We start from the raw sequence: 16,881 nt of genomic DNA on the forward strand, positions 1-16,881 counted from the left end.
GGACACCCCCCGTTGTCATCGCGAGCAGTACGAACTTCTTCGCGAGCCTGTCCTCGAGGCGCTGACCGCGAGGTCCCGGGTCAGGCGATCGAGCGATGGTCATTTTCTACGCCTTTACCACCCACCAACCCGCCCACCAGCCTGTTCACCGCCCCGCCTGCGAGGCTGGCCGAGCCGGGGGAGTGGCCGCGCCTTCTGCGCTGGCGCGGCGCGGAACGCCGGTACAACCGGCCGATGACGACCCCCACCGCCAGCACGAATCTCAGCTCGCCCCTCACCTGGCCGGCTCACCCGACCGGAGCCACCAGCTCTGATCCCGACCGGCCCTCAAGCGCCGCATTGATGCAGCCGGTGCTCGACCCGTTCGCCGGGCTCACCGAGACCGACGCGCAGCGGATCGCCGCTGCGCTGACCGCCGCGGTCACCGAGTCCACCCGCACCGTCTACGCCCACCACTGGCGCGGCTGGGAGCGCTGGTGCACCGACCGGGGCATCGCGCCGCTGCCCGCGGCGCCGGCCGCGGTCTGCGCCTACCTGGCCCACCGCGCCACCGAGGACGTCTCCGCCTCGGCCATCGACGGCGCCTGCTCGGCGATCTCCTATGTCCACCGCAGCCACGGCCACCCCGACCCCATCCAGAACGAGGCCCTGCGGCAGGTCCGTCGCGGCCTGCGCCGCACCCTGGGCACCGCACCCCGACGACTCGCCCGCCCGCTGACCACCGGCGACATCCGCCAGATCGTCGGCGCCATCGACCGCGGCAGCCTCAAGGGCGCCCGCGACGCCGCGATCATCCTGCTCGGCTACGCCTCCGCGCTGCGCCGCTCCGAGCTCACCGGCCTCACCCTCGCCGACCTCGAGCGCCAGCCCGCCGGGCTGCTGCTGCACGTCCGCCGCTCCAAGACCGACCCCGAGGGCCACGGCCATCTCGTCCCCGTCGCCCACGGCCGCCACCCCGGCACCGACCCCGTCGCCGCCCTCGACGCCTGGCTCCAGCTGCGCGGCACCACCCCCGGACCCGTGTTCGTCAGCCTCCGCCACGGAGACCTCACCCACGACCCGATTTCCGGGGAGGCCATCGCCCGGATGCTCCGCAGCCGCGCCCGCGGCGCCGGCCTCAGCCCCGAACGCATCACCGGGCACTCCCTGCGAGCCGGACACGCCACCGCCGCGGCCGCCGCCGGCGTCCCCCTCGACCGGATCGCCCTGCAGACCCGCCACCGGCGCATCGCCACCCTCATCGACCGCTACATCCGCCCCGCCCAAGCCCTCGACGTCACCTCCAGCAAAGACCTCGGACTCTAGGAAGGTCGGCGCCCCTGCCTGACGTGCGCGACGGTGCTGCACCGCGGCTCCCTTCTGTTGTCAACCGGTCGGGCGTAGCGTCGTCGTCGCGGGTCCGGGAAGTGGCTGATCCGAAGTGTCGATGTGCGGGGGCAGGTCGACCGCGCTGGATTCTTGAGACGCCCCGCAGTGCCCTCCCGGACTCGCCCCAGGTTGGTGGTCGGCGGCGAGTTGGGCGTCGGCGAGGAGCTGGCGGTAGATCGCATCCGAGATCCTGCGCTTGAGGCACCTGACTGCTTCGAGCGGCTTCTTGCCCTCGGCTCGCTTGCGCCGGTAGTAGGCACGACCTTCGGTGTCGAGGCGCAGTTGCGTGACCGCGGCGATGTGGATCATGTGGTTCATCCGACGGTTGCCGGCTCGCGAGAGCCGGTGGCGGTTCTGCTCGCCGGAGGATGCGTCGAGTGGTGCGGTGCCGGTCCAGGACGCGAACCGGTTGCGGTCGGCGAACCGCTCGACGTCGCCGACGTCTGCGAGGATGCGTGCGGCCACGACCGGTCCGACGCCGTGGATGTCCATCAGGGTCGAGCCACGGGCAAGCACGATCGCCTTCAGCTCGGCGGTGGCCTTCTTGATCTTGGCCTCGACCGCGATGAGCTCGGCGAGTTCCTCGGCGGCGGTGCGCCGGCGGGTCTTTCCGGCGATGTCACGCGGGCGGACAGACGCGAGCATGGCCTTGGCCTGGCCGGTGGTGATGTCGCGTTTCACCTGCCCTGGGAGGAGTTCGGCGAGCAGGGCCTGGAGTCGGTCGACGGTCTGGACCCGACGCCGGGTCAGGGCTTCCCGCCGGTCGGGTGAGCATCCGCAGTGCCTCGAGCTCGCCGTCGACCTTCATCACTCGCAGGGTCTTGGTGCGAACCGCGACGATCGCGATCGAGTGCGCGTCGCGGGCGTCGGTCTTGCGGTTGTGGCCGGTGTCGAACAGCCGGACGCGGGCGGCGAGTTTGGCCGGGACATCGAGGACTTGCTCGCCGGACTGGAGCAGTCGCTGGGCCAGCGGTCGTCCGACCCCGTTGGCGCCCTCGACTGCCCAGACACGGTCAGGCCAGGCTTTCGCGTAGGTGCGCATCGCGGCGTAGCCGGACTTGTCGGTGCTGAAGCGACCTGACCCCAGCATCTGCTCGTGGTCGTCGACGACCTCGATGGTGGCCGACAGCTTGTGGGGATCGACCCCGACGATGACCTGTCCCATGTGCTGCTCCCGCCTGTGCTCGATCCGATGTGGACGGCGAGGTGGGCATTACTACTACGAGCAGGGCAGTCCCTTCTTGAGCCACGCCTCGTCAGCGGCGCTCGGCGGGCTGCAAACCGATAGCGAGCCACGCCCGAGGCGGGCGGGCAGCCCAATAGCGAGCGAGCCCCGCCGAGCACCTAGACCGAGTCTGGCCAGACACCGATCCTGCCGGGAGTCTCTAGTAGCCCAGAATGACGCCGTCAATCATGCGGATTCATCCCATCGGCGGCGTACTGAGCGACGCGGCTACCGATGCGACCGCGAAAGCTCAAGGCAACCCACGTATTCCACATCTAAGTAACCGCATTGACTTACTGTAGTATCTCGTCGTAGCGTCGCTCGGCCAGTTCCACTTCTCGGGAAGGTTCTGATGAGCGATCGCGTGGTCAGTAGAAGGACGGTACTAGCAGGTGGGACCGCCGGTGCGGTGGCTCTGGGCGTGGGGTCACCCGCGGGCGCCAGCGCGGGCCAGGCGCCACCGCACACCTACCTGTCGACCTCGGGTATCCCGCATGCGGACATCGGGGACGTGGCCACTCTGCGGGCGGGCCTGGGCTGGGATCCCGGGGACCCGAACGGCATCACCCAGGAGTGGTACGACGCGCTTCAGGCGGTGTATGCGCAGATCGCCTCCGAGAAGCCGGAGGCCGTGCTTCACACCGGCGACATGGTCGAGGGGCGGTGGGGCCTCGACGCCGGGGATCCCGCCTCCACGGGGATCTTCGGTCCGGTCGGCACCGACGAGGAGCGGATCGCTGCGGTGCGGGCGGCGGCGGAGTGCTACTACTCGGAATGGTTCCGGATCCGTGACGCGTCCGGGGTGACCACCAATTGGCACTTCGGGGTGGGCGATCACGAGATCGGCGATTCGGGTAGGAACGGGATCCCGCTCGGGTTCAAGTACGACGCGATGGAGACCTTCAAGGCCGAATGGGCGCGGTTCTTCACCAAGGACTCGGCCGGCGCCAGCAAGTATCGGCTGCGACCGGTGGGGACGCCCTGGGAGGACACGGCGTATGCGGTTCGCCTCGACCCCCTCACGTTGCTGGTCACCGTTGATCCGTTCGTGAAGCGGCCGGATGTCGTCAAGGCATCGGTTGAGGGCGAGCAGCTGGACTGGCTCGACGACGTACTCACCAGCCAGCGTGATGACGGGATCAAGCACATCCTGGTGCAGTCCGAGAGCCCGGCGTTCGGGCCCAACCGGGCCCGCAACACCTCGCAGATCACGATGGAAGGCGGATCGTCCTCCGCGTTCTGGCAGGTGCTGCAGAAGCATCGGGTGGACCTGCTGCTGTGCGCAGAGTTCCACGACATCACCGCGCACCACGACCCCGTCACGCAGGCCACGCCGTTCCAGATCGTGCACGGCGGCAACATCATGTCGGCGCGGGCGGTGAACTACCTGATCATCAAGACCTTCCCCACGCGGATCGAGCTCGAGCTGAAGCGGATGGCCGACGCCGTCAACCTCGAGCCCGGCATCACACTGTGGCAGACCGATCGGAACGCCCCGGCAAGGATCGCCATGACTCCGGGAGCCGTTTCGGTCGGCACCATGACCATCAACAAGATCGGGCCCCGTCCGACGCTGACCAACCGAACCGGGCTCTTCACCGAGTACGTGCCCTGAGCATCCAGCCCCGCTTACCAACCTCGGGAGGTCCGCATGCACGGCATCCGTCGCCGCCACTACGCCCTGATCGCCGCTGCCATGGCGGTCGTGTCGCTGGGTGTCATGACGGGCATCAGCTCGCCCGTCTCCTCGGCCCGGCCCGCGATAGTCGCGGCAGCGGAAGACAGACCCAACATCCTCGTGGTCACAGTCGACGACATGCGCGAGGACGAGCTCGCCTACATGCCGCAGACTCGCGCGCTGCTCGGTGACGAGGGCGTGCAGTTCGTCAACTCGTTCTCCCCCTACCCGCTGTGCTGTCCGGCGCGTTCGTCGTTCCTCACCGGCCTCTACACCCACAACCACCGGGTATGGAGCCATGAGGAACCGTGGGGATTCAAGGTCCTGCGCGACGACGAGACGCTGCCGGTGTGGCTGCAGCGGGCCGGCTACCGCACCCACTTTCTCGGCAAGTACCTCAACGGGTACGGCGCCCAGCCTGCCCCGGACGGATCCTCCGACAACTCCAGGACCTACATTCCGCCCGGCTGGTCGGACTGGCGCGGCGCCATCGATGGCGGCCTCGGTGCCGGCCATCCGAAGGATGGTGGCACCTACCGCTTCTTCAACACCACGCTCAACGACAACGGCGAGTTCTACCTCGAGCCCGGCGTCTATCAGACCGACGTCTTCGGCGGCCTGACCGAGGACATCATCACCGAGGAGGCTGGCGACGCCCGGCCGTTCTTCGCCTGGGTCAACTACGTCGCGCCCCACCACGGCAACCCCCGCGAGCCCGACGACCCGGGACCGATCACCCGCGACGACGGGAAGGTGACCCAGTTCTCCACCACCGCCCGACCGGCGAGCGTGCGCGGCCGCTTCGACGACGTACTCACCAAGGCACCGGGCGCGGCGGGCGAGGACGACGTCAGTGACAAGCCGGTGTTCATCCGCGACCTGCCGCCCCTCAACGCCGCCGAGCAGGCGGGCCTGCTGGAGACCGCGCGTCAACGCGCCGAGGCGATCTCGCTGGTCGACGACGAGGTCGCGCGCACCGTTGCCGCCCTCAAGCGCACCGGCCAGCTCGAGAACACCATCCTCGCCTTCACCTCCGACAACGGCTACTTTCTCGGCGAGCACCGGATCCGGCAGGGCAAGATCCTCCCCTACGACCCCGCGTTACGGGTACCCCTCCTGATCCGCGGCCCGGGCATCCCGGCCGGCGAGGTACGGCACGACCCGTTCACCTCGATCGACTTCGCACCCACGATCCTGGCCGCGGCCGAAACCAGCGTGGACTGGCCGCTCAACGGCGCGAACCTGTTGCCCGTCGCCCGCGGAGGAGACACCGGCTGGAAGCGAGCGGTGCTCACCGAGACCGGACCGCGCGGCACCATCGCCACCCTCGACGAGTCAGGGCCACAACTACATCCCCGCGACCCCGGCCCCACCGCGCTCCGCTACTCCCAAGGCGTGCGCACCAAGCGCTACCTCTACGTCGAGCACGCCAGCGGCGACGTGGAGCTCTACGACCTCCACCACGACCCCAACCAGCTCGACAACGTGGCCGGCGACGAGCCGTACGCCGAGGACCAGGCAGCGCTGGCTACCACCCTCGACCAACTCCGCAACTGCCGCGGAGGCGCCTGCCGAGCACCGATACCCAAGCAGCTGCAAGCGGGTCCCTGAGGCCCGTTTCGTTGAACGACCACGACCGGTCTGAGATCCGTGGCGGGCTATCTACGGGGGCCACGTCACCCCGCCGCCGTTGGCAGTTGCCCCATGAGCTGCGGGCTTGACGGCATGTCTGTCACCTACTGCTGACCCCGGGGTTTGCGGCCCGTCGCGATCGTCTCGCAGCCGTGGAACCGGGCCAAGCCCGCCGGTCGCATCGGTGCACGCCAGCGGGAACACTCCTGACCGCGGCCCTGAGTTTCCGTCCGGTCGATCTGTCGCGAGGCGCCGCCGTGCTGGTGGGGAGGAGGGCCCGGACCTACCGGGCCCTCCTCGTCCACCTCACTTGAGCCGGAAGTCCGCCCCGATGCTCGAACCATCGGCAGTGGTCAGCGAGACCCGGTAACAGGAACCTGCGGCGTCGATGGGTGTGGCCCAGTTCTGGATCCAGTGCCCATCGCTACCGTCGTATCGAAGTTGCGTGGAACCGGTCGTCGGCAGCTCCTCCAGAGGCTCCTGCAGATCGCTGCCGTCACACCCCACCTTCTGGGTGGTGAGGACCGCGCCGATGCCGGATGTCATCGCCTCCGCACCCCGGTAGACCTTGAATCTCAACGGCACGGTGGAGCCTGCGCTGACGGTGTTGACTACGTCTGATCCCATGCGCACCGGGGGTTCGAACCCGTCCAGGCGCCAGGGTGCCACGACCTCGAACGTTGCAGACCAGGCCCTCCGGCCGTCGGTGAACGTCACTGTCCCGGTATGGCTCTGGCCGGGGGCATAGGTGTGCGAACCAGAGACCGTGAAGAGTGTCGCAGCCTTGGAGTCCCTGGCGGGAACGCCACTACTGGGATTGCTTCCGGAGATGACTACCGGTTCGGGTTCACTGCCGTCCCCCCAGTCGACGGTAGCGGTGAAGCCCTCTCGCGCGCCCTTGGCGGCACTCAGCCCGGCCAGTTCGGCGCTGCCCACCCGACCGTCCATCCCCGCCCTCAGCACGGAACCGGCCACGCGGGTCACCCAGGGGACTCGACTCTCCTGGCGGAATCGTGCTCCCGCGAAGTTCCAGCGAGCTGCCCAGTACGCCAGGCGGGCAGCAAATACGTTCCCGTCACCGGTCTTCTCTTGCGGCGACCAGGCCTTCTCGATCAATGCCGCCATGGACGTCAGCTCGCGGACGGTGTTCGCCTCCAGGCCCGGTGTCGACTCGGCCCAGCTCGCACCCTCGATACCGATGATGTCCAGGTTTTGCAGGCAGTACTCGTCTTGCAGAACGGCGTTCCGATAGTCGTCCCGGACGGAACTGGGGTCCCAGTCGTAGTTGCCGAGGGCGTCCGCGGGGCCTTGGCCGTCCAGGTACGCCTGCCCGGGCGGAGACAGAATCACGCGGCGTTGATCGTCGAACCAGTCACAGCTCATGGTCGAGTTGGCGTCCGACGTCTGGTCGCGCCAGTACTGGTGCACCGAATCGGGATCGGCGAAACCGGACGGACTGGGGGTCCAACCGACCGCGGTCTTGCCCAAGGGCTCAAGGATGTTCTCCATGTCCTTGGCCCACTGCGAGTACTGGGCCTGACCGACCGCATCAGCTTCGTCCAGACCAACGCTGATCAAGGGACTGGACGAGATCGCCGCCAGTTGGGTGAGCACCTCTTCCATGAACGCGAGGGCGTTCGCGTTGTTCGGACGCGACTTGTCCGTGCAGAAGTGGTTGTCGTCGAGGCAGGAGATGTCGGGCACTTCAGCCACCGCCTTGGCGGCATGGGCCGGCCCCTCCACCTCGGGGATGACTTCCACGAATCGAGCATTGGCGTAGGACACGATGTTCCTGAAGTCCTGCTGGGTGTACGAACCGGATCGGCACGGGTTGCCGTGGCACCCGCCGGAGCCGGTCAGCCTTGCATACTTGTCGGGATCCCCGGGGGGGCCCTCGATCTCAAGCCTCCAGGACTGGCTGTCGGTGAGATGGACATGCAACTGGGAGCCCTTCATGGCAGCCAAGCCGTCGATGATCGCCTTGACCTCGGGCACGGTCAGAAAGTTCCGCGCCGGGTCGATCATCAGGCCGCGGTAACCGAATCGCGGGTAGTCGACGATCGTCGTGTCGGCGACCTGCCAAGGTCCAGTGCGTGGAGTGTTCGAGTATGCCTGCTCCGGCAACAGTTGGCGCAGCGTCTGGAACGCGTTGAAGAGTCCGTGCTCCGCGGGAGCGGTGAGAGTCACGCCAGTGGAGCTGGCCTCGAGCTTGTAGCCTTCAGCAGAGGCCAGAGCATCGCCGTCCGGCAGGCCGGGTACGTCGGCTTGCACCAGAGCGATGTCGCCTGATGCGGGTGGATCCGCGGTCACGGGCAGGACGAATCCGGTCGACGGGCGCAAGTAGCGGGCGAGCAGGTCGGCCAGCGGTTTCAATGAGTCGTCGGAGACCGCAAGCCGTGTCTGCCCGGTCAACTCGAACGGGCTTCCGGCGCCGTCGACCTGTGTGACAGGGACCGGGAGCACTCGACCCGCCTCGCCGAAGTACGTGCGTTCTGGGCCGTCCCAGACGTCAATTTCCCAAATCGAGTAGCCCCACTGGGTCGCTCGCTCAAGACCTTGCACCCGGACGAACTTGACCGGGTCCTCAACAGCCACGATGTGCGAATCGGTCGGCTCCGGTGCTCCAACGACACGGACGACGTCGATCCAGTTGGTCCCGTCCTGGGAGACCTGAATGACGTAGCGCGACGGCCGCGCCGTCTCCCAATAGATGTCGATGTGATGGATGGGGTGCGGCTCGGCGAACTCGACCTGCAGATAGTCGTTCGTAGGGTCGTACGAACACGGCTTGGGCAGGCAGTCGAGAGCATTGTCCGAGGACCACCGGGTGGACATGTCCCCGTCGATCGCGTTCGACGGTTGCCATCTCTCCAATGGCGGAACCATTGCTTGCGAGGTGGCGGTCGCCACCGTGCCGGGCAGGCGCGACAGGTTCTGCGAGTGTTCACTGTCGATCGGCCACGTCGATGGCTCGGGGGGGTCGTACGCCCCGGCGCCAGGTGGGGCCGGCGTGATGAAGGTCGGCGCAGCGCTCTGCTCCGCTGCCCCCGACGGCTGCGTACCGAGCGTCATCGACGCCGTCAACGCAACCGAGAGCAACCCGGATAACCACGCCGCTCGCTTCGCCTGATGTCTGTTCACGTGTCCTCCGACTCAATCGTTGTTTTGGGTGTCAGGTGAGTTCGATCCACTGCAGGGAGGCGTGTGGGTCGCCGACCTCAGCAATGAGGTCGACCGGCCAGTCCGTATGAGGGAAGCGCCGGGCCGGCAGCGGCCGCAGTTGGGGCACGCGCCGTCGATCCCGCAGGCCCATCCGATGTCCAGCACTTGCGGCATGTCGGGGGCCGGGGTGCGTCGTCGAGGACCTGTTCACGGTCGAGGACTGCCTCGACACGGCGATCGGCCGATCACGCGATGCCGAGAGCGAACACGTGCAGTGCGGGGACGCCTTGCTGCACGACGGCGCTGACCCGGGGCAGGGACACCGCCTCGACCTGCTTCTTCGGGTCGACGGGTAGGCCGACGAAGAACACGTAGGTGCGGCGAGCTCGCTGCCCGGTCGGCACGATGTTCTGGTAGGGCATCTCTGCGACCCGAACCGAGCCGGCAGGCGGGGTGGCCGCCCAGTCAGGGGTTCTGGCCCGCACCACCTGTGAGGTCCCGTCGGCGTAGTGCACGACCCAGTCGTTGGTGACCGGGCCGTACGTCGACGCCGCGAGCACGCCCACCGTCGAGCCCTGACCTCGCAGTGAGAAGCTCTGCCCGTTCGCGAGAACGTTGCCGCGCTCGCCCGGAGCGACGTCCGGCCAGGTCAGGTCGACGCCGGACACGGTGACAACTTCCCCGGGAGTGAGACCGGCCGCCGCAAGCGCCTGGAAGGAGTACGACGTCCCGGCACCACCGAACCCGGCTCCGAGCCCGGGCGGGTTGATGTTGTCGTCGGACGTGATGCCGATGTTGGTGAATGCCTCCGCGAGCGTTTCCAGCGGCACGGACACGCCGATCGTGTCCTTGGCGAGCGGCACCAGATCACCCTGCTCTCGGCCGGCTACGTTGATCTGGACGGACCCCGGATCGGAGACCTGGCCGCTCAGGGCAAGATCCGCGACGACGGTCTGGCCGGCGCCGACCTGGAGAACGCCGCTCGACGGCTCGACCGCGATGCCCGGCGGCGGGTCGGCCGACCAGACGAGGGTGGCCGGTTCGGGTGAATCGTTCCTGACGCTCAGCGTGGCTCGGGCCGGAGCGCGGTCCTGTCCGACGATGACGGCGGGCGGACCGGCGTCAACGGTGAACTCAACCGGGACGAGCGAATCCGGACCGTAGACCTCCATCTCGTAGAGCGAGTAGCCGTAAGTCGTCCCGCGCTCGGTCATCGAGAGCCGCAGGTAGCGTCCATGCCCCCTGGCGCGGAGGACGTCGAGTCCTCCATCGGATGTTGACGTGGTCGCGAATATGCGCCAGGCCCGGCGGTCGTCGCTGACCTCGATCGAGTAGCCCTTCGCGTACGCGGTCTCCCAGCGCAGCACCACCGTGGAGAGGTCGACGGAGCGACCCAGATCCACCACCACCGACTGAGGGGCGGTCTTCGGTCCACACCAACGGGTGGCGGGATCTCCGTCGACCAGCGCGGCCTCGTGGCAGTGCCTCAGCTCTCGCGATGACGACCACGCAAGCCGCCCGAGGGCGAGGTTGCCGGTAGCGCTGGCGAGCTCGTGATCCCAGTGGGGCTCGTGCCCGACCGCGAACGCGTGCGCGGCCAGCGCGTCCCAGCTCGCCGCTGCCCGGTTCGAGTCCCACAAGTGCTCGGTCATCGCACGCAACGGCATCGCAAGGCGGCCCGCCTGCTGGTCCTCCGTCATCGCCCCGGGCAGGTCGTTCCAGACGTGGAGCTGGCCACCGAGGATGCCCGGCGCGTGAGGGTCGGTGAGGTTCGGCCCGAGCGCGTCGGGCCACTGGGACATGTCCCACTGGTCATAGATCACCCGAGGGTCGAGGTTGTTGTAGTCGGGCGTCACTCCTGGGACGTCGTACAGGACTCCCCGATTGGCGTTGACGAGCTGATAGCCGGCGTCGAGGAACTCCTGGGCACGCACCGACCCGTGCTGGATGGACCAGTACTCGAGGACGATGTCGCGGTTGGCCTCCACGACGGCGCCGCCTTGGGCTCCGTCGTTCCAGATACGCATCGTCTTCCCGTGCGACCGGACGATGTCGTCGAGGAAGTTGGTGAAGTCGAGGACGGAATCATGTGCGTTCGCCTCCGGGCCGTAGTGCGCCCTGGCCCAGTCGGTCAGGACTGGGTAGGCGGCCCAGTCGCTGGTGAACTCATCGCCTCCCGTGTGGATGTAACGACCGTCGAACAGCGGTACGAGCTCATCGAGCAGGTCCTTGACGAATGCGCGTGCAGCAGGGTTGGTCGGATCCAGGTTGTTGGGATTGCGATTGCCGTTGCGATCGACCACCTGCAGCTCGGGATGCTCACGCAGCGCGAACTGCATGTGCCCCGGCATCTCGAACTCGGGGATCACCTCGACGTGGTACTTCGCGGCATAGGCGACGAGATCGCGGACCTGCTGCCGGGTCCAGTGCTCGGGCGAGACGACCTCGGGGTGCGTACGGCTCTCGATCCGGAAGCCCTGGTTGTCGGTGATGTGCCACCGGACCTGGTTGAACTTGAGGTAGGAGAGCTCGCGGATCTGCCGGCGCATCCACTGCGTGGTGAAGTACTTGCGGCCGACATCGACCATCAGGCTGCGCTCCGGGTACGCCGGCCAGTCGGTCGCCGATCCGCCGGGGATCCGATCGGACTGGCGCAGCAGTTGGAGCACGCTGCGGGTCGCCGCGAACACCCCGTCCGGTGTCGCGCCGGACAGGGTGATCGCCCGGTCGACCGTCATCGTGTACTGCTCCGGGCCGCGCGTGTCGTCACCGGGATCCAGCGTCATCCGGATCGACGCCGTTCCGACCCCACCGTCGCCGCCGGGCCGACCGTCGCGAGAGACCCGCACCATCACTCGCCGGCCTGTCAGTGTGCGCAGGTCAGACTGGAACGTCTCGGCGTCGTCGCGCAGCTCCGCGGCATAGCGTCCGTCGATCTCGATCCACACCAGGCCGGCGGGCAGGACGAAGTCCGCGCCGCCTCGCTCCCACGTCTGCATGGCCGGCACCGTGACCGGATCGGCCGACGAGGTCGCCGGCGGGCCGGTCGGCGCGAGCATGCCGGACTGCCCGGTCGTCGCGGCGGGCGGTGTGGCAGCCACCCCTGCCGTCCCTGCAAGCACCACGCCGAGACACGCCACAGACGCAGCGACCCGACATGCTCCGACCCTGGTGACCTGATCCATGCCGCGCTCCCGAGAGGTGGAATTGGTCTAGACCTCTCGGCATTCAAGTGGCCCCCCGCCGGACCTGTCAAGACCGATGTCACTCGGGTGTCAGACCTCGCTGAGCGGGAACCAGAGCTCACAGCGGTCGGCGGGGAAGACCGCATCGCCGATCTCGATCGGACGCCCGCGCAGGAGTGACCGGCGTGTCAGACGGAAGACCGGGCGGCTGGACGCAGTCTCGAGAAGTCGCACCTCCTCGACGTTGGGAAGCCCGGCACGCACGGACTCCTCGCCCGAGTCGGGGCGCTTCCCGCGGCGTTCGAGGTACTCGTAGAGGCTGCCCTCGAGCAACTCCTCCATCAGGTCCGGCACCATGTCAGCCCGTAGCCAGGTCTGCTCCAGGGCAAGGGGAACGGCGTCCCCAAGACGTAGCCGCCGAATCTTGAACAGCCTCGTTTCGGCGCCGAGGAACTCGACGACTGTTTCCGGCGGGTTCTCGTCGACTCCGCTCGCAAGAATCTTGGTGGTCGGCTCCAGGTCATGCTCGCGCAGCTCCGCAGCGAACGAACCCAGGCGGACCCGCAGCGAGATCGGCTCGGGTGCCCGCAGGTTGCCCCGACCGTGGACCGTGCGCACCAGTCCTTCCTGAGCCAGCGATGCGATCGCCTGACGCACCGTCATCCGGGCCACACCCCACTCCTCGGCCAGCTGCCGCTCGGGAGGCAACGGGCCACCCGGGGGCAGCTGCGCCACGAGCTCGCGCAGTCGCTCGCCCAACTCGCTGTGCTTGGTGGCGCGTCGCTCGACCGTCATCTGGCCAATCTTGCCCGGAGAGCGCGCGCATGCGACAACAACCACTGCGGCTACCTCGAACTGCTCGACGACGAGCCCGGCTCTTCACAGCGGGAGATTCCATCGTCGCCCCGGGCGCTCGAAGTCCCCGACGGGGGCGGGCGCGGGGTGAGCAGCTCGACGCGTTGACGGAATGGAACACAGGTCTAGGAGGACCAGGCCGCGAGGTCCCGGCCGCGGCACGTCCTGGCACGCTCTCGCGCTGGTCCGCCAGCCACTCGCGGACGTCCGGGATCGCGTACTTCAAATGAGAGACTTGATCCAGCGTCCAACAACTGTGCCGGCAGATGGAGCACCGCGCACCCTTGTCGACGGGGCCTGCGTGGGCGAGCCTGACGACATGGACCTTCTCGGGTACGTGTCCCACCACCGCTCTGCGCGGGCCGCCGCGGTCGGACTGGCCGCCGTCGGCCTCGTCGCCTCCCTCAGTCTCGGCCCCGGGGGCTCGCCGCCCGCCAGCGGCACGGCATCGTTCGTCAGCACGACCACCCACCACGGCGTCTCGCCGCTGCCGCTCGGACCTCCCGGCCTGCCCGAGACGCGCACGACCACGACGCTCGAGCGCGGTGTCACGTGGACCCACATCGAGCGGGGAGCGACCAGTCCCGACGTGCGGTGGGTCGTGGAGCTCAGCATCCCCTCGTCCGAGTCCAGCCCCGACCCGGACGCTCCCCCGCGCGCGGTTCAGGACCGGACGGCGGCCGACGCCTTGGTGGCCCAGCTGGCCGCCGCCGGCGTGTCGTCCCAGGCCCAACCCGTTGAGCAGCCCGCGACCGCCGACGTGCCCGCGGGCGTGATCGGCTACCGCGTCCGCCTGGCCGCGACCTACGCCAGCAAGGCCGAGGCGGACGCCCAGGTCGCCACGCTTCGCGGCCAGGGATTCACGTCGCGCAGCTGGTACGCCGGCTGGGACGGCGGCAACCAAGCGGCCGGCCACTGGTCGCTGGAGGTCCTCACGATCGACCCGCACCGCTTCCGCGGCGACCTGCGCTCCACCTACGGCCCCGACATCGAGAAGCGGGAGACGACGTCCGCCCTGGCGGCGTACGAGCACGCGGCGGCGGCCGTGAACGCGGGATTCTTCGTGCTCGACCCTGCCGCCGGCGCAGAGGGCGACCCCGCCGGCGCCGGGGTCTACGACGGCAGTCTGGCCTCCGAGCCGGTCGGACGCCGACCCGTGCTGGTGCTGCGCGAGGACGCCCGCTCGACGCAGATCACCCGCCCGGTGTGGCGCGGCACGGTGCGTCTGGCGAGGGGCACGGCCCTGCTCGACGGCCTCAACCGCGTGCCCGGCTTGATCCGCAACTGCGGCGGCGTCGGCGACTCCCCGACCGACCACCCGCTGCACGACATCACCTGCACGGATGCCGGCGAGCTCGTCGCGTTCGACACGCAGTTCGGCGCGCGCACGCCCGGCGGCCCCGGACGTGAGGTCGTGACGGACCGGCACGGGCGCGTGATGGCGATCGCTGACGTGCGCGGCACCGCGCTGAAGCCCGGTCAGCAATCGCTCCAGGCCACCGGCGACCGGGTCCCCGAGCTCGCCGGCCTCGTCGTCGGCGACCGGCTCGACCTGCGCACGCACCTGTACTCGGGGAAGGGACAGCGGCTCGACCGACCGGGCGTCTCCGTTGTCAACGGCGGGCCGCTGCTGCTTGCCCATGGCCGCGAGCGGATCACCCAGGCCGCGGACGGGATGGTGCGCCCGGGTGATCCGTCGTTTGCCTATGGATGGGTGCTGCAGCGCAACCCGCGCACGTTCGCCGGCGTCGACCGCCAGGGCCGGACTGTCCTCGTCACCGTCGACGGCCGCCAGCTCGACCAGAACGGCCTCTCGATCCCCGAGACGGCCGACGTCGCCAGGGCGCTCGGCCTCGTCGACGCCGTGAACCTCGACGGTGGCGGATCGACGGCGGCGGTTGTCGACGACAGCGTCGTCTCGCACCCCTCCGATGCGACCGGAGAACGGCCCGTCGGAGACGCCATCGTCATCCGCTGACCAGACGGTCCTGCTTGGTCCGCGGGGGCACAGCCGAACCGTTGTGGCAGCCGCCGACATGCCCGCGTACCAGGCTGAGACCACGAGAGCGACTTCATCGGTCGCCCTTGCGCGGTGGAACTTCTGGACTGACGGGATCTGAACCGCTGCGAGAATGGCGACCGTGCGCCGCTATGAGGGGACTGTCTACGACAGCGACCGCTGGGACGGCTTCGAGCTTCGCCCCGGTGACATCGTCATCGCTCCGCCGCCGAAGTGCGGGACGACGTGGACGCAGATGATCTGCGCTCTGCTCGTCCTGCAGGAACCGGAGCTCCCGCTCCCGTTGGACAGGCTCTCGCCGTGGATCGACATGGTGACCCGGGCCCGCTCCGAGGTGTTCGCGGATCTGCAGGCCCAGACGCATCGCCGGTTCCTCAAGACCCACACGCCTCTCGACGGGATACCCAACGATCCGACGGTCAGCTACATCTGCGTCGGGCGTGACCCCCGCGACGTCGCACTGTCGATCGACCACCACATCGACAACACGGACGTCGGCGCCTTCCTGGCAGCCCGCGAACAGGCGGCAGCGATCGACGGCATCGAGCTCGAACCGTTGCGACCAAGACCGCCGCGCCCGGACGGCGAGCGCGACCGCTTCTGGCAGTGGGTCGACGACGAGACGCCGTCCACGCAGGTCGGGTCGTCGCTGCGGCGTACCGTCGAGCACCTGCAGACGTTCCGCGACGCCGCAGACCGGCTCGACATCGTGCTCCTGCACTACGACGACTTGAAAGCGGACCTGGAGGGACAGATGCGGCAGCTCGCCGCCCGCCTCGGCATCGACGTGGCCGAGCATCGATGGCCGGGCCTGGTCCGAGCGGCAACGTTCGAGTCGATGCGCAGCAGAGCCGAGACGACCGTCCCCGGCGGTGGGCGTGAGCATTGGATCGACCCCGCCGCCTTCTTCCACCGCGGCACCAGTGGCCAGTGGCACGACCTCCTCGGCCACGCCGACCTCGAGCGGTACGCAGCCCGTGTGCGAACTCTTGCTTCCCACGACCTCATCGACTGGGTGCACCGCGAAGCGATCGACTGAGGTTCCCGCTCGGCAGGTGCTCCGCGTTGCCGAGGCGAACCCAACTGCGCGGGTGCGCAGACGGTTGGACGATGGACGTAGGGCACACGTCAGCGCCGGTACGCCGCGCCATCACCGCTCGTGGGCGAGCCTTGATCCTGTGTCCGAGAACATCGTCGAGCCGGCTCACGCTGGGGTACGGCGGCGCTGGCGGGCTGCCCGGGCTCGGCAGACGGCAGCGATCACGAGCCAGCTCAGGAGGTAGACGACCAAGAGCGCCGGTGACACCAGCAGGAGCAACACGGCAGCCACCACCGAGGTGACGACCGCCGCTTTCACTGCAGGCGCCCCTGTCTGCCAGACGGCTCGGACCGCGGCCCACGCCGGGCTCCTTCCATGCGCACGCGCCTTGATGCCCTCGACCCCGGCGGCCTGCAGCACACCTCCGGACTCGGCGACGGCGTCGAGCCTGTCGAGCCAGCCGGTGACCTTGCGCTCCAGCTTCGCTGCGGCTGTCCCGACGGCAGCGTCGAGGACAAGGCCGAATGCTTGTGCCGGGCCGGGACTGGTTCGGGCGATCTGGTCCGTCGATGCGTCGGTTGTTCTGATCGCGCTTGTAGTCATCGCGGCGCCTCCCGGGTTTGCCGTACCCGTTGCGGCCCGATCAACACGGCCCGATCAACACGGCCCGATCAACACGGCCCGATCAACACGGCCCGATCAACACGGCCCGATCAA

General features: G+C 68.8%; 11 protein-coding genes. 5 read left to right on the forward strand and 6 right to left on the reverse strand.

Annotated elements, in window-relative coordinates:
• Positions 1-234 precede the first annotated feature (234 nt).
• Positions 235-1,305 carry a tyrosine-type recombinase/integrase gene (locus ACFQQI_RS22390; protein WP_378568742.1) on the forward strand — a complete coding sequence of 357 codons (1,071 nt, stop codon included), beginning with the start codon at positions 235-237 and terminating at the stop codon, positions 1,303-1,305.
• 60 nt (positions 1,306-1,365) lie between these two features.
• Here ACFQQI_RS22390 and ACFQQI_RS22395 read toward each other — a convergent pair whose 3' ends face one another.
• On the reverse strand, positions 1,366-2,049 hold the full coding sequence (locus tag ACFQQI_RS22395) for a transposase (RefSeq protein WP_378568744.1): 684 nt from the start codon (positions 2,047-2,049) through the stop codon (positions 1,366-1,368).
• Positions 1,988-2,533 carry a transposase gene (locus ACFQQI_RS22400; protein ID WP_378568746.1) on the reverse strand — a complete coding sequence of 182 codons (546 nt, stop codon included), beginning with the start codon at positions 2,531-2,533 and terminating at the stop codon, positions 1,988-1,990. The genes ACFQQI_RS22395 and ACFQQI_RS22400 overlap by 62 nt, the downstream gene beginning before the upstream one ends.
• Before the next feature lie 412 nt (positions 2,534-2,945).
• Between ACFQQI_RS22400 and ACFQQI_RS22405 the strand changes: the two genes are divergently transcribed.
• On the forward strand, positions 2,946-4,208 hold the full coding sequence (locus ACFQQI_RS22405; RefSeq protein ID WP_378568748.1) for a metallophosphoesterase family protein: 1,263 nt from the start codon (positions 2,946-2,948) through the stop codon (positions 4,206-4,208).
• Positions 4,209-4,244: 36 nt separating this feature from the next.
• On the forward strand, positions 4,245-5,882 hold the full coding sequence (locus ACFQQI_RS22410) for a sulfatase (RefSeq protein ID WP_378568750.1): 1,638 nt from the start codon (positions 4,245-4,247) through the stop codon (positions 5,880-5,882).
• Positions 5,883-6,209: 327 nt separating this feature from the next.
• On the opposite strand, the gene ACFQQI_RS22415 is transcribed toward ACFQQI_RS22410, so the two are convergent.
• From ACFQQI_RS22415 to ACFQQI_RS22425, 3 genes are all read right to left on the reverse strand, one after another.
• A complete protein-coding gene (locus ACFQQI_RS22415) occupies positions 6,210-9,044 on the reverse strand; it encodes a family 20 glycosylhydrolase (protein WP_378568752.1) in 2,835 nt (944 codons plus the stop codon).
• A gap of 266 nt (positions 9,045-9,310) precedes the next feature.
• Positions 9,311-12,166: a family 20 glycosylhydrolase gene (locus ACFQQI_RS22420; RefSeq protein WP_378568754.1), complete on the reverse strand. Its 2,856-nt coding sequence runs from the start codon at positions 12,164-12,166 to the stop codon at positions 9,311-9,313.
• A gap of 174 nt (positions 12,167-12,340) precedes the next feature.
• Positions 12,341-13,045, reverse strand: a complete 705-nt coding sequence (locus tag ACFQQI_RS22425; protein WP_378568756.1) for a GntR family transcriptional regulator — start codon at positions 13,043-13,045, stop codon at positions 12,341-12,343.
• Between the two features lie 361 nt (positions 13,046-13,406).
• On the opposite strand from ACFQQI_RS22425, the gene ACFQQI_RS22430 reads away from it, so the two are divergent.
• Entirely contained in the window at positions 13,407-15,083 is a 1,677-nt protein-coding gene (locus ACFQQI_RS22430) for a phosphodiester glycosidase family protein (protein ID WP_378568758.1), read from the forward strand.
• A gap of 163 nt (positions 15,084-15,246) precedes the next feature.
• Complete coding sequence (locus tag ACFQQI_RS22435) at positions 15,247-16,164, forward strand: sulfotransferase domain-containing protein (protein WP_378568760.1); 918 nt, start codon at positions 15,247-15,249, stop codon at positions 16,162-16,164.
• A 165-nt stretch (positions 16,165-16,329) separates the two neighbouring features.
• On the opposite strand, the gene ACFQQI_RS22440 is transcribed toward ACFQQI_RS22435, so the two are convergent.
• Positions 16,330-16,767 carry a hypothetical protein gene (locus tag ACFQQI_RS22440; RefSeq protein ID WP_378568762.1) on the reverse strand — a complete coding sequence of 146 codons (438 nt, stop codon included), beginning with the start codon at positions 16,765-16,767 and terminating at the stop codon, positions 16,330-16,332.
• Between the last annotated feature and the right edge of the window lie 114 nt (positions 16,768-16,881).

The sequence above is a fragment of the Nocardioides sp. GCM10030259 genome (genome assembly GCF_042666375.1).
Classification (GTDB): Bacteria; Actinomycetota; Actinomycetes; order Propionibacteriales; family Nocardioidaceae; genus Nocardioides.

Bases quoted from the DNA above. Each gene is read 5' to 3' on its own strand.
- ACFQQI_RS22390 (WP_378568742.1), top strand. From the start codon at position 235: ATGACGACCCCCACCGCCAGCACGAATCTCAGCTCGCCCCTCACCTGG.
- ACFQQI_RS22400 (WP_378568746.1), bottom strand. From the start codon at position 2,533: ATGGGACAGGTCATCGTCGGGGTCGATCCCCACAAGCTGTCGGCCACC.
- ACFQQI_RS22405 (WP_378568748.1), top strand. From the start codon at position 2,946: ATGAGCGATCGCGTGGTCAGTAGAAGGACGGTACTAGCAGGTGGGACC.
- ACFQQI_RS22410 (WP_378568750.1), top strand. From the start codon at position 4,245: ATGCACGGCATCCGTCGCCGCCACTACGCCCTGATCGCCGCTGCCATG.
- ACFQQI_RS22425 (WP_378568756.1), bottom strand. From the start codon at position 13,045: ATGACGGTCGAGCGACGCGCCACCAAGCACAGCGAGTTGGGCGAGCGA.
- ACFQQI_RS22440 (WP_378568762.1), bottom strand. From the start codon at position 16,767: ATGACTACAAGCGCGATCAGAACAACCGACGCATCGACGGACCAGATC.